The organism is Pseudomonas triclosanedens (genome assembly GCF_026686735.1).
GTDB classification, from domain to species: domain Bacteria; phylum Pseudomonadota; class Gammaproteobacteria; order Pseudomonadales; family Pseudomonadaceae; genus Pseudomonas; species Pseudomonas triclosanedens.
The window spans coordinates 1,022,746-1,036,265 of record NZ_CP113432.1; the positions used below are offsets into that span (position 1 = coordinate 1,022,746).

Below are 13,520 nucleotides of genomic sequence, written 5' to 3' on the forward strand. Positions count from 1 at the left end.
GGGGCAAAGCATTGCATCCGTTTTCGGCGACGGCATTTTGCCTGTCGCACGGCAGCGGGTGCAGGTATAATCGACCACTTTCTGAGCAATACGCGCGCTATGCAGCTGCTTCGAGGCCTTCACAACCTGCGGCCCCTGTCCGGGGGCTGTGTCGCCACCATCGGTAACTTCGACGGCGTCCATCTTGGCCACCAGGCTATCCTGGGGCGTCTGCGCGAGCGTTCGCTGGAGCTGCGCGTGCCCAGTTGCGTGGTGATCTTCGAGCCGCAGCCGCGCGAGTATTTTGCGCCCGATGCCGCTCCGGTTCGTCTGACCCGCCTGCGCGAGAAGCTGGAATTGCTGCGTGCGCAGGGCGTCGACTTCGTCCTCTGCCTGACCTTCAACCGCCGACTGCGCGAGCTATCGGCCGCCGAGTTCGTCCGCCAGGTGCTGGTGGAAGGGTTGCGGGTTCGTCATCTGGAGGTCGGAGACGACTTCCGCTTCGGTTGTGATCGTTCCGGCGATTTCGCCTTCCTGGTCAAGACCAGTACGGAGCAGGGCTTCACCGTCGAAGCCGCGACCACCGTGGAGGTCGATGGCATGCGCGTCAGCAGCTCGCGCATTCGCAAGGATCTCGCCGATGGCGATCTGCACATGGCGGAGCGCCTTCTGGGGCGTCCTTATCGCCTGAGCGGCCGTGTGCTGCACGGGCAGAAGCTGGGGCGCACGCTGGGTTCGCCTACTGCGAACATTCAGCTCAAGCGCCGCAAGGCGCCGCTCAATGGTGTTTATCTGGTCAGCACGATGGTGGCTGGCCAGCGCTGTAACGGGGTTGCCAACATAGGCACCCGGCCTTCTGTGAACGGCGACGGCCGGCCCCATCTGGAAGTGCATCTGCTGGACTTCGCTGGCGATCTGTACGGCCAGCACCTGGATATCACTTTCCACCAGAAGCTGCGTGATGAGCAGCGATTCGCCTCGCTTGAGGCACTCAAGGCGGCCATCCTCGCCGACATCGCCGCCGCCCGGGCCTACTGGCTGGGCCAACCGCTTGATTGAAGATCCTGAACAGGCCCTGAGATGACCGATTACAAAGCCACTCTGAACCTTCCCGAAACCGACTTCCCGATGAAAGCCGGCCTGCCGCAGCGCGAGCCGCAGACCCTGAAGTTCTGGAACGATATTGGCCTGTACCAGAAGCTGCGGAAGATTGGCGAAGGTCGCCCGAAATTCGTCCTGCACGATGGCCCGCCTTACGCCAACGGCAGCATCCATATCGGTCATGCGGTCAACAAGATCCTCAAGGACATCATCGTCCGCTCCAAGACCCTGGCTGGCTACGATGCCCCCTATGTGCCGGGCTGGGACTGCCACGGCCTGCCGATCGAGCATAAGGTCGAGACCACCCACGGCAAGAACCTGTCGGCGGACAAGACCCGCGAGTTGTGCCGTGAATACGCCGCCGAGCAGATCGAAGGGCAGAAGGCAGACTTCATCCGCCTGGGTGTGCTGGGCGACTGGGACAATCCCTACAAGACCATGAACTTCGCCAACGAGGCCGGAGAGATCCGTGCCCTGGCCGAGATGGTCAAGCAGGGCTTCGTGTTCAAGGGGCTCAAGCCGGTGAACTGGTGCTTCGACTGCGGTTCGGCCCTGGCTGAGGCAGAGGTCGAGTACGCCGACAAGAAGTCCGACGCCATCGACGTCGCCTTCCCGGTGGAGGATGCGGAAAAACTGGCCGCCGCCTTCGGCCTGGGCAGCCTGCCCAAGCCCGCCGCCATCGTCATCTGGACCACCACCCCCTGGACCATTCCGGCCAACCAGGCGTTGAACGTCCACCCCGAATTCACCTATGCGCTGGTCGATACCGGCGAGCGCCTGCTGGTGCTGGCTGAAGAGCTGGTCGAGTCGAGCCTTGCTCGCTACGGTCTGGAAGGCAAGGTCATCGCTACCGCCCAGGGCGAGTCGCTGGACCTGATCCGCTTCCGCCACCCGTTCTACGAGCGCTTCTCGCCGGTCTACCTGGCCGAGTACGTCGAGCTGGGCGCCGGCACCGGCGTGGTTCACTCCGCCCCGGCCTACGGCGAGGACGACTTCCGTACCTGCAAGCAGTACGGCATGGTCAACGACGACATCCTGAGCCCGGTGCAGAGCAACGGTGTTTACGTTCAGGACCTGCCGTTCTTTGGCGGCCAGTTCATCTGGAAAGCCAACCCGAATATCGTCGCCAAGCTCGATGAAGTCGGCGCGCTGCTCAAGCACACCAGCATCAGCCACAGCTACATGCACTGCTGGCGCCACAAGACCCCTCTGATCTACCGCGCCACGGCGCAGTGGTTCGTCGGCATGGACAAGCAGCCGCAGGCCGGCGCCACCCTGCGTGAGCGTGCTCTGCAAGCCATCACCGAAACCGAGTTCGTGCCCTCCTGGGGCCAGGCGCGCCTGCACGGCATGATCGCCGGTCGCCCGGACTGGTGCATCTCGCGTCAGCGCAACTGGGGCGTACCGATCCCGTTCTTCCTGCACAAGGCTACCGGCGAGCTGCATCCGCGTACCGTCGAGCTGATGGAGGCCGTTGCCCAGCGCGTCGAGAAAGAGGGTATCGAGGGCTGGTTCAAGCTCGATGCCGCCGAACTGCTGGGTGATGAGGCGGCGCATTACGACAAGATCAACGACACCCTTGACGTCTGGTTCGACTCCGGCACTACCCATTGGCATGTGCTGCGCGGCTCCCATGCCGAGCTGGGCCATGCCAGCGGTCCGGCCGCCGACCTCTACCTGGAAGGTTCCGACCAGCACCGTGGCTGGTTCCATTCCTCGCTGCTGACCGGCTGCGCGATCGACGGCCACGCGCCGTATCGCCAACTGCTTACCCACGGCTTCACCGTGGACGAGAGCGGTCGCAAGATGTCCAAGTCGCTGGGCAATGTGATCGCTCCGCAGCAGGTCACCGACAGTCTGGGTGCCGACATCCTGCGTCTGTGGGTTTCTGCCACCGACTACTCGGGCGAGATGGCGGTTTCCCAGACCATCCTCCAGCGCAGCGCCGATGCCTATCGCCGCATCCGCAACACCGCGCGCTTCCTGCTCTCCAACCTGTCCGGTTTCGACCCGGCCAAGGACCTGCTGCCCAACGACCAACTTCTGGCGCTGGACCGCTGGGCCATCGACCGCGCCCTGCTGCTGCAGCGCGAACTGGAAGAAGCCTACCGCGACTACCGCTTCTGGAACGTCTACTCCAAGGTGCACAATTTCTGTGTGCAAGAGCTGGGTGGCTTCTACCTGGACATCATCAAGGACCGCCAGTACACCACCCCGGAGAATAGCGTCGCCCGCCGTTCCTGCCAGACCGCGCTGTTCCATATCGCTGAAGCGCTGGTGCGCTGGATCGCGCCGATCCTGGCGTTCACCGCCGAGGAAATCTGGAGCTTCCTGCCGGGCGAGCGCGCCGAGTCGGTGATGCTGACCACCTGGTACGAAGGCCTGTCCGAACTGCCGGCCGATGCCGAGCTGGACCGTGCCTACTGGGATGAAGTCATGGCTGCCAAGGCTGCGGTGAACAAGGAGCTGGAAAACCAGCGCAGCGCCAAGACCATCGGCGGCAACCTGCAGGCCGAGATCACCCTCTACGCCGAAGATTCCCTGGCCAAGCGCCTGGAGAAGCTGGGCAATGAGCTGCGCTTCGTATTGATCACCTCCGCCGCCACCGTCGCGCCGCTGGCTGATGCGCCGGCTGATGCGGTCGAGAGCGAACTGCCGGGCCTGAAGCTGAAAGTGGTGAAGTCTTCCCACGCGAAGTGCGGCCGCTGCTGGCACTTCCGCGTCGATGTCGGCAGCAGTCCCGCGCACCCGGAGCTGTGCGCACGCTGCGTCGAGAACATCGATGGCGCCGGTGAGGTTCGTCACTATGCCTAACGCCGATCGTTTCGGTCGTCTGCCCTGGTTGTGGATCACTGTGCTGGTGTTAGTGCTGGATCAGGTCAGCAAGGCGTTCTTCCAGGCTGAGCTGACCATGTACCAGCAGATCGTGGTGATTCCCGATCTGTTCAGCTGGACCCTGGCGTACAACACCGGCGCAGCGTTCAGCTTCCTCGCCGACAGCTCGGGCTGGCAGCGCTGGCTGTTCGCCCTGATCGCCATCGTGGTCAGCGTGGTGCTGGTGGTCTGGCTCAAGCGCCTCAAGCGTGGCGAGACCTGGCTGGCCATCGCGCTTGCGCTGGTGCTCGGCGGTGCGCTGGGTAATCTCTATGACCGCATGGTGCTAGGCCACGTAGTCGACTTCATTCTGGTGCACTGGCAGAACAGTTGGTATTTCCCGGCGTTCAACCTGGCCGACAGCGCCATTACCGTTGGCGCCGTCATGTTGGCGCTGGACATGTTCAAATCGAAGAAATCCGGAGAGACCGCTCATGGCTGAGTCTTCTGAAAACATTCAGCGCATTGGTGCGGACAGCCAGGTCACCCTGCATTTCGCTCTCAAGCTGGAGGACGGCAACGTCGTCGACAGTACCTTCGACAAGCAGCCCGCCACCTTCAAGGTCGGTGACGGCAACCTGCTGCCGGGCTTCGAGCAGGCACTGTTCGGTCTCAAGGCCGGTGACAAACGCACCCTGACCATCGAGCCGGAGAATGGCTTCGGCCAGCCGAACCCGGCCAACGTGCAGGTGATGCTGCGCGACCAGTTCCAGGACATGGAGCTGGCCGAAGGATTGTTGGTGATCTTCAACGATGCCGCCAAGACCGAGCTGCCCGGCGTGGTCAAGGAATTTGACGACCAGCACGTCACCATCGATTTCAATCATCCGCTGGCCGGCAAAACCCTGGCCTTTGAAGTCGATATCATCGACGTACAATCAGCCTGACCGGCTGCGCGTCGGCCATACCTCGTTCGAAGGACTCGGGAAGTTGGGGCAAACTCCGCATTTCCCGGGTCTTTGCGCATGGGCTGGCCTGGCTTTGGCTCGCGCAGCCAGTACTCCCGATCAAGCTTCCGGGACGCCCACGTCCATCCGAGGCCACCATGCAAATCAAACTCGCCAACCCCCGCGGCTTCTGCGCCGGTGTCGACCGGGCTATCGAGATCGTCAATCGCGCCCTCGATGTCTTTGGCCCGCCGATCTACGTACGCCATGAGGTGGTGCACAACAAGTTCGTCGTGGAGAACCTCCGCAATCGTGGCGCCGTCTTCGTCGAGGAGCTCGACCAGGTGCCGGATGACACCATCGTCATCTTCAGCGCCCACGGCGTGTCCCAGGCCGTGCGCAAGGAAGCGGAGAATCGTGGGCTGAAGGTCTTCGATGCGACCTGCCCGCTGGTGACCAAGGTGCACATGGAAGTCGTGCGTTATAGTCGCGACGGCCACGAATGTATCCTGATCGGCCATGAAGGCCATCCTGAAGTGGAAGGCACGATGGGCCAGTACGACGCCTCCAACGGTGGCGACATCTATCTGGTCGAGGACGAGGATGATGTGGCGGCGCTGGTGGTGCGCAACCCTGCTGAGCTGCACTTCGTCACCCAGACTACCCTGTCGATGGACGACACCTCCAAGGTGATCGATGCTCTGCGCGCCAAGTTCCCCGAGATCCAGGGGCCGCGCAAGAACGACATCTGCTACGCAACGCAGAACCGCCAGGACGCGGTGAAGGAGCTCGCCGACCAGTGCGACCTGGTGCTGGTAGTCGGCAGCCCGAACAGCTCCAACTCCAACCGCTTGCGCGAGCTGGCCGAGCGCATGGGGACTCCCGGCTACCTGATCGATGGTGCCGAAGACCTGAAGAAGGAGTGGTTCGATGGCGTGCAGCGAGTGGGCATCACCGCGGGCGCCTCTGCGCCGGAAGTGCTGGTGCGCGGTGTGATCCAGCAGCTGCGTGACTGGGGGGCGGAGCCGGAACTTGAGCTGGATGGGCGGGAGGAGAACATCACCTTCTCGATGCCCAAGGAGCTGCGAGTGAAGGCGCTGTGAGCCGAGCCTGAAAATGAAAAGCCCGATCAGTCGATCGGGCTTTTTCGTTTACTTCCAGCAGTTCATGACGGTCGCCGCCACCGTGCCGCCGGCGGCGCCCCGCGTGCCGGCCTGGTCCAGAGTCAGGCTGCCGCACTGGGTATCCCGGGCCTGGATGCCGATCGGTTGGGCCGTCAGCGTGTACTGGCTGGTGGTCGGGCGATTGATGACCAACTGGTACAGGTTGTTCGGCGAGTTGCTGGTCGTCAGGCCCAGTTGTGCCGCGGTGGTGGCGTACTGGTTGTTCTGCGAGAAGAAGCGTTCCTGGCGAGCGGCGGCTTCGTTGAGCATTGTCATGGCTTCGGATCGGTTGGAGCGCATGACGTAGCTCTGGTAGCTCGGGTAGCTGATGGCCGCGAGAATGCCGAGGATCAGTACGACGATCATCATCTCGACGAGTGTGAAACCTTTGCTTTTATTCATGGGCGTTCGTCGACCTGGTCTGTTTCTGAATCGGTGGTTGCTGGAGCATGCCGATGCTGGTGATGGTGGGTGGCGCCCCGGATTCCGCCAGGAAGCTGATGACGGAGCCTTCCCGGAGCTGGTAGATCGCCGGCATCGAATTGACCTGCACCCGGTTCGGAAGCACGTAGTCCGTGTCGTTCACGCGGATACGCGACTCCTTCAGATCGATCATCGTGACGGGGCCGTTGTTCTCGATGGTTTCCGCCATCGCCCCCTGGGTGACGCTGCCAAGCAGCGCCGCCAGGGCGAATGTCATTGTGATTCTGCTCATTCTTCACCTACCCGGCGCCAGTTCTGCCGCCCCTTGGCCTGTTGTCCGTAGTCCAGACGGATACGGGTGATGCCTGTTTCGGTGTTGAAGTAGGCATCGTTGCCGATCACCGCCGGAGAGCCGAAGCCCGGAATGCGGACACCCGATACCACGCCGCTGTTGTAGCGGTCGTTGGCAGTTACGTAGTTGTTGCCACTGAGGTCGAGCACGTCGAACTTGGTGGCGCCCCCAGTGTACGCGTCCAGTGCCAGGAACCAGCGGTCGATGCCTGCCTGGCAGGGGTCGTTGCTGGGCACGATGGTGGTGGCGAGCAGCACGCTGGCGCGGCTGGTCGGATCGGTCACGACCATTTCACCCTGGCGCGTGTTGCCGTTGGTCAGGTCCAGGTACCAGCCGTACTTGCTGACCCCCTCGGCAGGGTTGCCGTTCACATACCACTGGACGGCGTTCTGGCTGACCTGGCGAATATCCTTGGTCGTGGTGGTGGTGCCGCCCGAGGAGTTGGTATCGGTGAACGATGCGTTGTTGACCGTCGTGTTGAAAGTCTGGGCGACGAGATCGCTGCGGCTGATGTTCGGCGTGCTGCCCGCGGCGCCGCCGCTGGTCTGCAGGTCCCAGATACCGTACATGGACATGGCCTGGCTGGTGTTGGCGGCTGCGTCGCTGTCCTCGATGTACTTGCCGGTGCCGAAGGACACGATGTAGCCAGTGCCGGTCGGGTGGCGAACCAGCGTCGGCGCCGTGGTGATCGGCTGCGGCGAACCATTGTTCGCGGTGAACAGCGGCGACCCGCCGAAAGCGACACGGAACGAATTGGGCGACACGATCGTGGTGGCGTCGGCGGTGATACTGGTGTCGATCAGGTCGAACCGCCACATGTTGCCACGCAGGTCGCCGGCATAGACGTAGTCAGTGATCAGGTCGCCGTTGATGTCCACCGCGCGCGGGGAGGACAGGCCATTGTCGGTGGTCACGTTGGTGCCGACGGTCATCTTCTTGATGACGGCGCCGGTCTGTGCGTTGAACAGGAACAGTGCGGCGCGGCCGACGCCGGCGTTGCCACCGGTGCTGGCGTAGCCGTTGCTCATGATCACGCCCCACTGGCCGTTGTGCAGGCGAGTGATGATCGGGCGGCCGAAGCTGTAGCCCAGGTCGACGTCGTTGGTGGAGCTGTACTCCCAGAGCAACTGGATGTTCGCCGGGTCGGTAATGTCCAGGGCGAACAGGCTGCGGCCGCCTGCGCGCAGGGTACCTACCAGGATGGTGTGCCAGGCGTTGTTGAAGAACACGTCGCCGACCACCGGGGTGCCGTCCACGTAGAACTGGTGTGCGGTGCCGCTGTAGCTCTTGTCGGTCAGTTTGTTCAGGTTGGCGATCACTGCCGTTGGGATGTAGGCGAAGACTTCCTGGCCGTTGTCGTCGAAGGCATGCAGCATGCCGTCGTTGGCGCCGACATAGATGCGTTTTGCGCGGTTGGCCTGGGCCGTCTTGAAAGCGGCATAGGATTGGCCGGCGGGCGCCGCGCTGGACGAGTTGCCGGTCGGCAGGCCGAATTGCGCCTGATCCATCAGCGACGGCAGGCGGTCGGGCGCGCCGACGACTGCTGGGCTGGAGTAGATGATGTCGCCGAGCAGGTAGTTGCGGGTGCGGAACTGGCTGTCGGAAGCGCCGCGCAGGTACGCCACCCGCGCACTGCCGAGGTTGTCGGTGGTGCCCTTGATGTTCTTGTTCAGCGCTGTCTGGTTGGCGGCGGAGAGGTTCGAGAGCTGGAAATCCACCAGTGAGCCGCTGCCGTTGTTGACCTTGATCGTGCGCGGCGAAGCCGACAGGTTGCGTGCCTGCAGGAGGTCCCGGGCATTCCAGCGCAGGGTCGCGTTGCCGTTGTTGTCCAGGTCATAGCGAATCAGCTCGCCGCTCCAGTCGGTGCTGGAGAAGCGGGCGTAGTAGGCTTCGTTGCCGGCGGTGGTGACTGCCGATTCCAGCGATACTGCCGAGGCCGAGGTGTTGCGGTCGGAGATTCGGCTCAGGATCGACTGGAAGGCCTCGACGATCTCGTTGGGTGAGTCGACGCTGAAGAACTCGCCGCGAGAGTTGATCGCGGCGTGCCACAGGTCGTAGACGTGGTAGGGCTCGTTGTTGCTCGCGCTCTGGTCGATGTATGGCCAGGCCTTGTTGCCGCTGGCCAGCTTCGGATAGTCCCCGGAATAGGTATCGCCGCCCCAGGCGGGATCGACTATTTGCCGGGTCAGGCCCAGGCCCAGGGTGAAGTTGACCAGGTGTTGCCAGGTTGCCGGGTCGTTCTTAGGGTCCCAGTAGGCATTGGATCCCTGGTACGGCATGTAGGCCTTGATGTTGTTCGCCAGGTCACTCCGCGCGTCGGTCGCCCAGTACTTGAACGCCAGGTCCGCCAGGGTGCTCGACGAGTCGTCCTTGAACGGCGCGGTCGGGGTGTATGTCTTGCCGTCGGGCAGGCTGGTCGAGTTGTTGTCGAGGTTGCCGACGCTGAAAGTGTCGTTGTTCCACAGGCCGTCGGTCATCAGCAGGTGATAGCTGGGGCGGCAGGTGTACTCGGTGCCGAGGTCGGTCCCGGGGAACTGCGCGTAGGCGCCTTTGGCGCCGAGGTCCTTGTTGGCGATGTACTTGCCGGCACGGTCCAACGCCGAGCGCAGCGGGGTGCCGCCGCTGGTGGGAGTGTCCGCCAGCCAGGCGAAGAAGGTTGCCCGGCTGCGGCCGCTGAAGTCGTTCAGGGTGTTGTCGTAGGTGGTGCCGGACTCACCCTGGCAGGAGCCGCTGGTATTGCCGATGTTCTTGCAGGTGTTGAGCATCTGCCAGGTGACCCGCAGGTTCTCCGGCAGACTGTAGAACGCAAGGTTCGCGGCGGATGCGGTGGCCAGGAAGCGGGTGCGGTAGAACGAGTACCAGTTGGCGAAGTTCTGTTGTTCTGCGGTGCTGACGTTGACGAGCTTGTAGCACCCGTCGTTGTCGATGCTCTTGGTGCCGCAGGTGGACAGCGTCGTGTCGTAGAGCGCGTAGTACGCCGCGCGCCCGGTGTTATAGGGCGAATTGGGATGGTTGGCGACCGTCTGGCTGGTGTTTCCCGAGGAGTACTGGTAGGTCGGGCGATAGTTCTGCGCGAGGTTCATGCTGCCGTCGCCGGTCTTGTACCCGTTGTAGTACGCGTTGGTATAGCTGGTGCTGTAGTCGGTGATGGTCAGTTGGCCGGTCGTCGAGTTGTACGTCACCTTCTTTGGCAACGTGTAGGTGACCGCCGGGTTGTAGTACATCGGGTTGAAGGTCGCAGAGAAGAAACGCAGCGCAGAGCCATTTCGGGTGCCGCTGGTCACGGCCTGCGCGCTGATGCCGTCCGGCGTATAGGCGAACGCCATACTGCCCGAGTCATCGAGGGTCACCAGGACGTTGGGCGACACGCCCTCGGTCAGGAACAGCGGCTGGTTGCTGATGTTCACCGCGCTGGCCGATTGCGCGGCGGTCAGCATCGCCAGTGTCACGAGTGCTCCAGGAATGGAGGAGCTCCAGTTTCCGTACTTTTTCATTTGAGTTCTCCCGGAGTCAGTAGCGCTGCACGGCGACGCTTTGCAGCGTGACCATCACGCGGTCGCTGGTGCCTTGCGAGGCGGCGTTGACCTGGTAGTAATAAGGGCCCACGCCCTTGCTGCGCAGATCCGGATCGGTGACTTCCACCATCCCGCGCGAGTTGGCAGGGTCGAAGCCGATGAAGGCGGTGTTCCAGCGCGGGGTGCTGGTGAGCATGCTCTGGTTCGAGTTCCCCTGCGGCCCGGTGTAGTTCAGGGCGTTGCCGACGGTCGTCCACCACGACCAGGCAGTCGGGTTGAGCGCGGCATCCGAGGCGAACGGCGTTGCGAGTACACAGAGTGCCGGGGCACCGCATGCCGCTGCGGTCGTGGGAACGCCGAAGTTGGCGGCCAGTCGCGCCTCGCCTTCGCGCAGGGCGGACTCGGCGCCGTTGAGCGCCCCCTGGCGATCGCGCATGTTGGAGGTGATGCGCTCTTCGAGCGTGACCTCGCGAACGTTGGCAATGGTCAGCAGTGTCACGATCAGCAGCATGACCATGCAGACCAGAAGCGTGGCGCCCTGCTGCCTTGCAGCGAATGACTTGTTCATTGGGAAATATTCCGCAGCGTGGTTGTGCCCGCTATGGAGCGATAGATCCTGGAGTCGGTCGGCGTGGTGGCGGTGGTGTTGGAGAGCGGGAAGAAGTAGTTGTTCTGGCCGACCGCGATGTTGTTGGTGGTGCCGGCGAACAGCAGGGAATAACGCACGGCGACGATGCTGGCGCCGGCGTCTGGGGCCGCTACGTAGCTCTGCGCGCGACGGGTGGAGCTCATGTCCACGCCGTACTGGAATTGCAGGCCGGCGAGCCCGGTCACCAGTTGCCCGGTAACACCCTGGGCGGTGCACTGCAGCGTGCCGCTGGCAGCGTCGTATTCCAGGCGGGTGGTCACGACCGCGTTGGCGGCCACCGCGTTGCCGAGGCAGTCGCGGGTGTTGGTGGAGTAGCGCTGGTAGCGATAGCAGACACCGTTGCCGCTGGTGCTGCGTTGTACAAGCTGGCCGGCGGCGAACGCCGGGCAGCCGCCTGCCGCCGACGATGCGGGGAAGGCGATCTGGAAGTCGTCCTGGGCAAGGGCGCGGTATCCGGCCTTGGCCAGTTCCTGATTCAGCATCAGCAGGGCGAAGCGACCGTTCTCCTGGTTGCCGGCCTGGTTCTGCTGGTAGGTATAGGCCTGCTTGTTGTTGATGAACATGGTGGTCACGCCGAGGATCAGGAAGCTGCTGATCAGCAGCGCGATCATCAGCTCGATCAACGAGATACCGGCCTGCTGGCGTCGCTGTTCAAGTCTTTGCATGGCGACTCCTCAAGGCTGGAAGCTGATGCGGTAGAACTCGCGGCGGTTGGCCGCGTCTACGCCGCAGGGCTGGTTGGCGGCCGTACATGCCACGTTTTCCTGGCTGTACCAGGCGATCTGGATCTTGATCGTCGAGCCGGTGTTGTCGCAGGCATCCGTGGCGGGCGTGCTGTCGACGCATATCACATAGGACGATTGCAGCAGCGCCGCGTCGGTGGGCAAGGCGTTCTGCACCTGGCGCGACCAGAGGACCAGTTGATCGGTTGCCATGTCCGCACTGGAGCAGCCGGACGAGGTGCGGCAGGCTGCAACCGCAGTGGTCGGGAAGACAGCGTTGGCGGCCTTGAAGTAGTTGGAGGCCGTGGCGACCGTGCCGTCGGGGGCGAGTACCGCGTCGCGGTTGCTGCGAATCGCTTCGATCAGGTCACCTGCCAGCATCGCGGCCGTGTTGCGCTGGCTGGAGCTCTGGGTGAACTGGATGTTGCGGCTCTGCATGGCGACCATGCCCAGTACGCCGACGCAGATAAGCAGCAGGCTCACCAGCACCTCGATGAGGCTGAACCCGGCCACTCGCTTCATGCTCATCATCCTCATGGGCAAACTCCCGTGGCTGGAGGCAGGACGCGCCCGCTGGTCTGGACCTGGACGATCCGGCAGGACGGCGTGGCGGTATCCGTCGGGCAGACGGCGAAGCAGGCGAGCGCGGCGGTGGTCGACGAGCCATTGGGCCTGAACGCGAGAGTCGCAGCGCCGGAAGTGATCGAGATGTTCGACTGGCCGAAACCTTCGGTCCCCTGCCGGCGCAGGGTTGTTGCCGCCGTAGAGACAGTCAGCGCACCCTGCCAGGTGGTCGCGGAAGAGGCAGTGAGCGTGACTTGCTGTCCGCGCGTCACTGCCTCGGTGCGGGCGTACTGCAACAGGCTGTAGAACTCGTCCGCGACGCTCTGGACGCGGTTGCTGCGGATCAGTGACGTGAAGTTGGGGACTGCGAAGCCGGCCAGAATGACGAGCAGCAGGATGGTCACCATCAACTCGATCAACGTAAACCCCGCTGATCCTTTGGGGCGCGACATGGCGCATTCCTCGCTTTTTAGATAGCGGTAATGCTGCCTTCTCTTGTCAGAAAAGTCCTTTTTGTACGGATGACCGTTCCCGATAGTGCGATGTCCGGTCATGTGACCGGGGTATCTGTGAAACGGGTCGCTATGAGAGTGTGAAAGGGGTCAGCGTAGGCAGAGCGATGAGTCTGCGCTGGACTCCTGACGAATCCGCCCGGCCCTGTTGATCACGATGCGCGCTGCCAGGTTACCGCTCGTGCACAGCACGAAATGGCCGGAATGGAAGGCCCCGCTCGCCTGAATACTCTGGCCGCGGGGCGTATAGAGGACGAAGTTGCGTGAGGTTGCATCGGGCAGGATACGAATGTGCGCTAGCGCTTCGTGGGTCGAAAGCAGCCGCTCGGGCGATTCACGGATGCCGTTGTGGTTACTGTCGATGAACAGATCCCAGCCCTGCGCCCAATCGCCAGCGTGCGTGACGATGCTGATCGACTGACCTTTGAGCACAGCCGTTTCGCGGGTTTGATCCAGTGCGTTGCGCAGTTCCCTGGTCGCGTTGCGCAGGCGTTGTTCTTCAATCAGGTGGTTGAAGCCGGGCATCGCGAATGCGAGGGCGATGGCAAGGATAGCGATGGTGACGAGGAGTTCGAAAAGGCTGAAACCGTTGGACTTGAACATGACCTCTCCCTGGTTCGTTGTTCGTACCTGGGAGTATCGATATCCGGCGGGCGCCCGCTGGCAGCCGATACTGATGTGGTTGTAGGTAAATTCTCTGCCTCGAGTCGTTGTCGCCCGTCACCCCTGCTACTCCGTTGGCCGGTATAGTGCGCGATTGGCGTTTTCCCTTCGAATTT

At 63.0% G+C, this 13,520-nt stretch carries 13 protein-coding genes; 5 read left to right on the forward strand and 8 right to left on the reverse strand.

Annotated features, from left to right (window positions below):
* Positions 1 to 99 precede the first annotated feature (99 nt).
* The 5 genes from ribF to ispH all read left to right on the forward strand — a co-directional run bounded on the left by ribF (position 100) and on the right by ispH (position 5,944).
* Entirely contained in the window at positions 100 to 1,038 is a 939-nt protein-coding gene (ribF, locus tag OU419_RS04855) for a bifunctional riboflavin kinase/FAD synthetase (RefSeq protein WP_254471121.1), read from the forward strand.
* Positions 1,039 to 1,059: 21 nt separating this feature from the next.
* On the forward strand, positions 1,060 to 3,894 hold the full coding sequence (gene ileS, locus OU419_RS04860) for an isoleucine--tRNA ligase (protein WP_254471120.1): 2,835 nt from the start codon (positions 1,060 to 1,062) through the stop codon (positions 3,892 to 3,894).
* A complete protein-coding gene (lspA, locus tag OU419_RS04865) occupies positions 3,887 to 4,396 on the forward strand; it encodes a signal peptidase II (RefSeq protein ID WP_254471119.1) in 510 nt (169 codons plus the stop codon). Before ileS ends, lspA begins: the two co-directional genes overlap by 8 nt.
* Positions 4,389 to 4,841 (forward strand): FKBP-type peptidyl-prolyl cis-trans isomerase, encoded by a 453-nt coding sequence (fkpB, locus tag OU419_RS04870; protein ID WP_254471118.1) that lies wholly within the window; start codon positions 4,389 to 4,391, stop codon positions 4,839 to 4,841. The genes lspA and fkpB overlap by 8 nt, the downstream gene beginning before the upstream one ends.
* Before the next feature lie 158 nt (positions 4,842 to 4,999).
* Positions 5,000 to 5,944, forward strand: coding sequence for a 4-hydroxy-3-methylbut-2-enyl diphosphate reductase (ispH, locus tag OU419_RS04875; RefSeq protein WP_254471117.1), 945 nt, complete (start codon positions 5,000 to 5,002; stop codon positions 5,942 to 5,944).
* 48 nt (positions 5,945 to 5,992) lie between these two features.
* Here the strand turns inward: ispH and OU419_RS04880 are convergent, their stop codons facing one another.
* The 8 genes from OU419_RS04880 to OU419_RS04915 all read right to left on the reverse strand — a co-directional run bounded on the left by OU419_RS04880 (position 5,993) and on the right by OU419_RS04915 (position 13,344).
* Positions 5,993 to 6,406: a type IV pilin protein gene (locus OU419_RS04880; RefSeq protein ID WP_254471116.1), complete on the reverse strand. Its 414-nt coding sequence runs from the start codon at positions 6,404 to 6,406 to the stop codon at positions 5,993 to 5,995.
* Positions 6,399 to 6,719, reverse strand: coding sequence for a PilY2 family type 4a fimbrial biogenesis protein (locus OU419_RS04885; protein WP_254471115.1), 321 nt, complete (start codon positions 6,717 to 6,719; stop codon positions 6,399 to 6,401). The genes OU419_RS04880 and OU419_RS04885 overlap by 8 nt, the downstream gene beginning before the upstream one ends.
* Entirely contained in the window at positions 6,716 to 10,273 is a 3,558-nt protein-coding gene (locus OU419_RS04890) for a pilus assembly protein (RefSeq protein ID WP_254471114.1), read from the reverse strand. The genes OU419_RS04885 and OU419_RS04890 overlap by 4 nt, the downstream gene beginning before the upstream one ends.
* A gap of 16 nt (positions 10,274 to 10,289) precedes the next feature.
* Complete coding sequence (locus OU419_RS04895; RefSeq protein WP_254471113.1) at positions 10,290 to 10,862, reverse strand: pilus assembly PilX family protein; 573 nt, start codon at positions 10,860 to 10,862, stop codon at positions 10,290 to 10,292.
* Positions 10,859 to 11,608, reverse strand: coding sequence for a PilW family protein (locus tag OU419_RS04900; RefSeq protein ID WP_254471112.1), 750 nt, complete (start codon positions 11,606 to 11,608; stop codon positions 10,859 to 10,861). The genes OU419_RS04895 and OU419_RS04900 overlap by 4 nt, the downstream gene beginning before the upstream one ends.
* Before the next feature lie 9 nt (positions 11,609 to 11,617).
* The gene (gene pilV / locus OU419_RS04905; protein WP_254471111.1) at positions 11,618 to 12,187 is read right to left on the reverse strand and encodes a type IV pilus modification protein PilV; all 570 of its coding nucleotides are present in this window, start codon (positions 12,185 to 12,187) and stop codon (positions 11,618 to 11,620) included.
* A gap of 11 nt (positions 12,188 to 12,198) precedes the next feature.
* Positions 12,199 to 12,681 carry a GspH/FimT family pseudopilin gene (locus tag OU419_RS04910; RefSeq protein WP_254471110.1) on the reverse strand — a complete coding sequence of 161 codons (483 nt, stop codon included), beginning with the start codon at positions 12,679 to 12,681 and terminating at the stop codon, positions 12,199 to 12,201.
* A gap of 150 nt (positions 12,682 to 12,831) precedes the next feature.
* Positions 12,832 to 13,344 carry a GspH/FimT family pseudopilin gene (locus tag OU419_RS04915; protein WP_254471109.1) on the reverse strand — a complete coding sequence of 171 codons (513 nt, stop codon included), beginning with the start codon at positions 13,342 to 13,344 and terminating at the stop codon, positions 12,832 to 12,834.
* Positions 13,345 to 13,520 lie beyond the last annotated feature (176 nt).

Excerpts from the sequence above, each read along its gene's own strand:
- ribF (WP_254471121.1), top strand. The coding sequence starts at position 100 with ATGCAGCTGCTTCGAGGCCTTCACAACCTGCGGCCCCTGTCCGGGGGC.
- ileS (WP_254471120.1), top strand. The coding sequence starts at position 1,060 with ATGACCGATTACAAAGCCACTCTGAACCTTCCCGAAACCGACTTCCCG.
- lspA (WP_254471119.1), top strand. The coding sequence starts at position 3,887 with ATGCCTAACGCCGATCGTTTCGGTCGTCTGCCCTGGTTGTGGATCACT.
- fkpB (WP_254471118.1), top strand. The coding sequence starts at position 4,389 with ATGGCTGAGTCTTCTGAAAACATTCAGCGCATTGGTGCGGACAGCCAG.
- ispH (WP_254471117.1), top strand. The coding sequence starts at position 5,000 with ATGCAAATCAAACTCGCCAACCCCCGCGGCTTCTGCGCCGGTGTCGAC.
- OU419_RS04880 (WP_254471116.1), bottom strand. The coding sequence starts at position 6,406 with ATGAATAAAAGCAAAGGTTTCACACTCGTCGAGATGATGATCGTCGTA.
- OU419_RS04885 (WP_254471115.1), bottom strand. The coding sequence starts at position 6,719 with ATGAGCAGAATCACAATGACATTCGCCCTGGCGGCGCTGCTTGGCAGC.
- OU419_RS04890 (WP_254471114.1), bottom strand. The coding sequence starts at position 10,273 with ATGAAAAAGTACGGAAACTGGAGCTCCTCCATTCCTGGAGCACTCGTG.
- OU419_RS04895 (WP_254471113.1), bottom strand. The coding sequence starts at position 10,862 with ATGAACAAGTCATTCGCTGCAAGGCAGCAGGGCGCCACGCTTCTGGTC.
- OU419_RS04900 (WP_254471112.1), bottom strand. The coding sequence starts at position 11,608 with ATGCAAAGACTTGAACAGCGACGCCAGCAGGCCGGTATCTCGTTGATC.
- pilV (WP_254471111.1), bottom strand. The coding sequence starts at position 12,187 with ATGAAGCGAGTGGCCGGGTTCAGCCTCATCGAGGTGCTGGTGAGCCTG.
- OU419_RS04910 (WP_254471110.1), bottom strand. The coding sequence starts at position 12,681 with ATGTCGCGCCCCAAAGGATCAGCGGGGTTTACGTTGATCGAGTTGATG.
- OU419_RS04915 (WP_254471109.1), bottom strand. The coding sequence starts at position 13,344 with ATGTTCAAGTCCAACGGTTTCAGCCTTTTCGAACTCCTCGTCACCATC.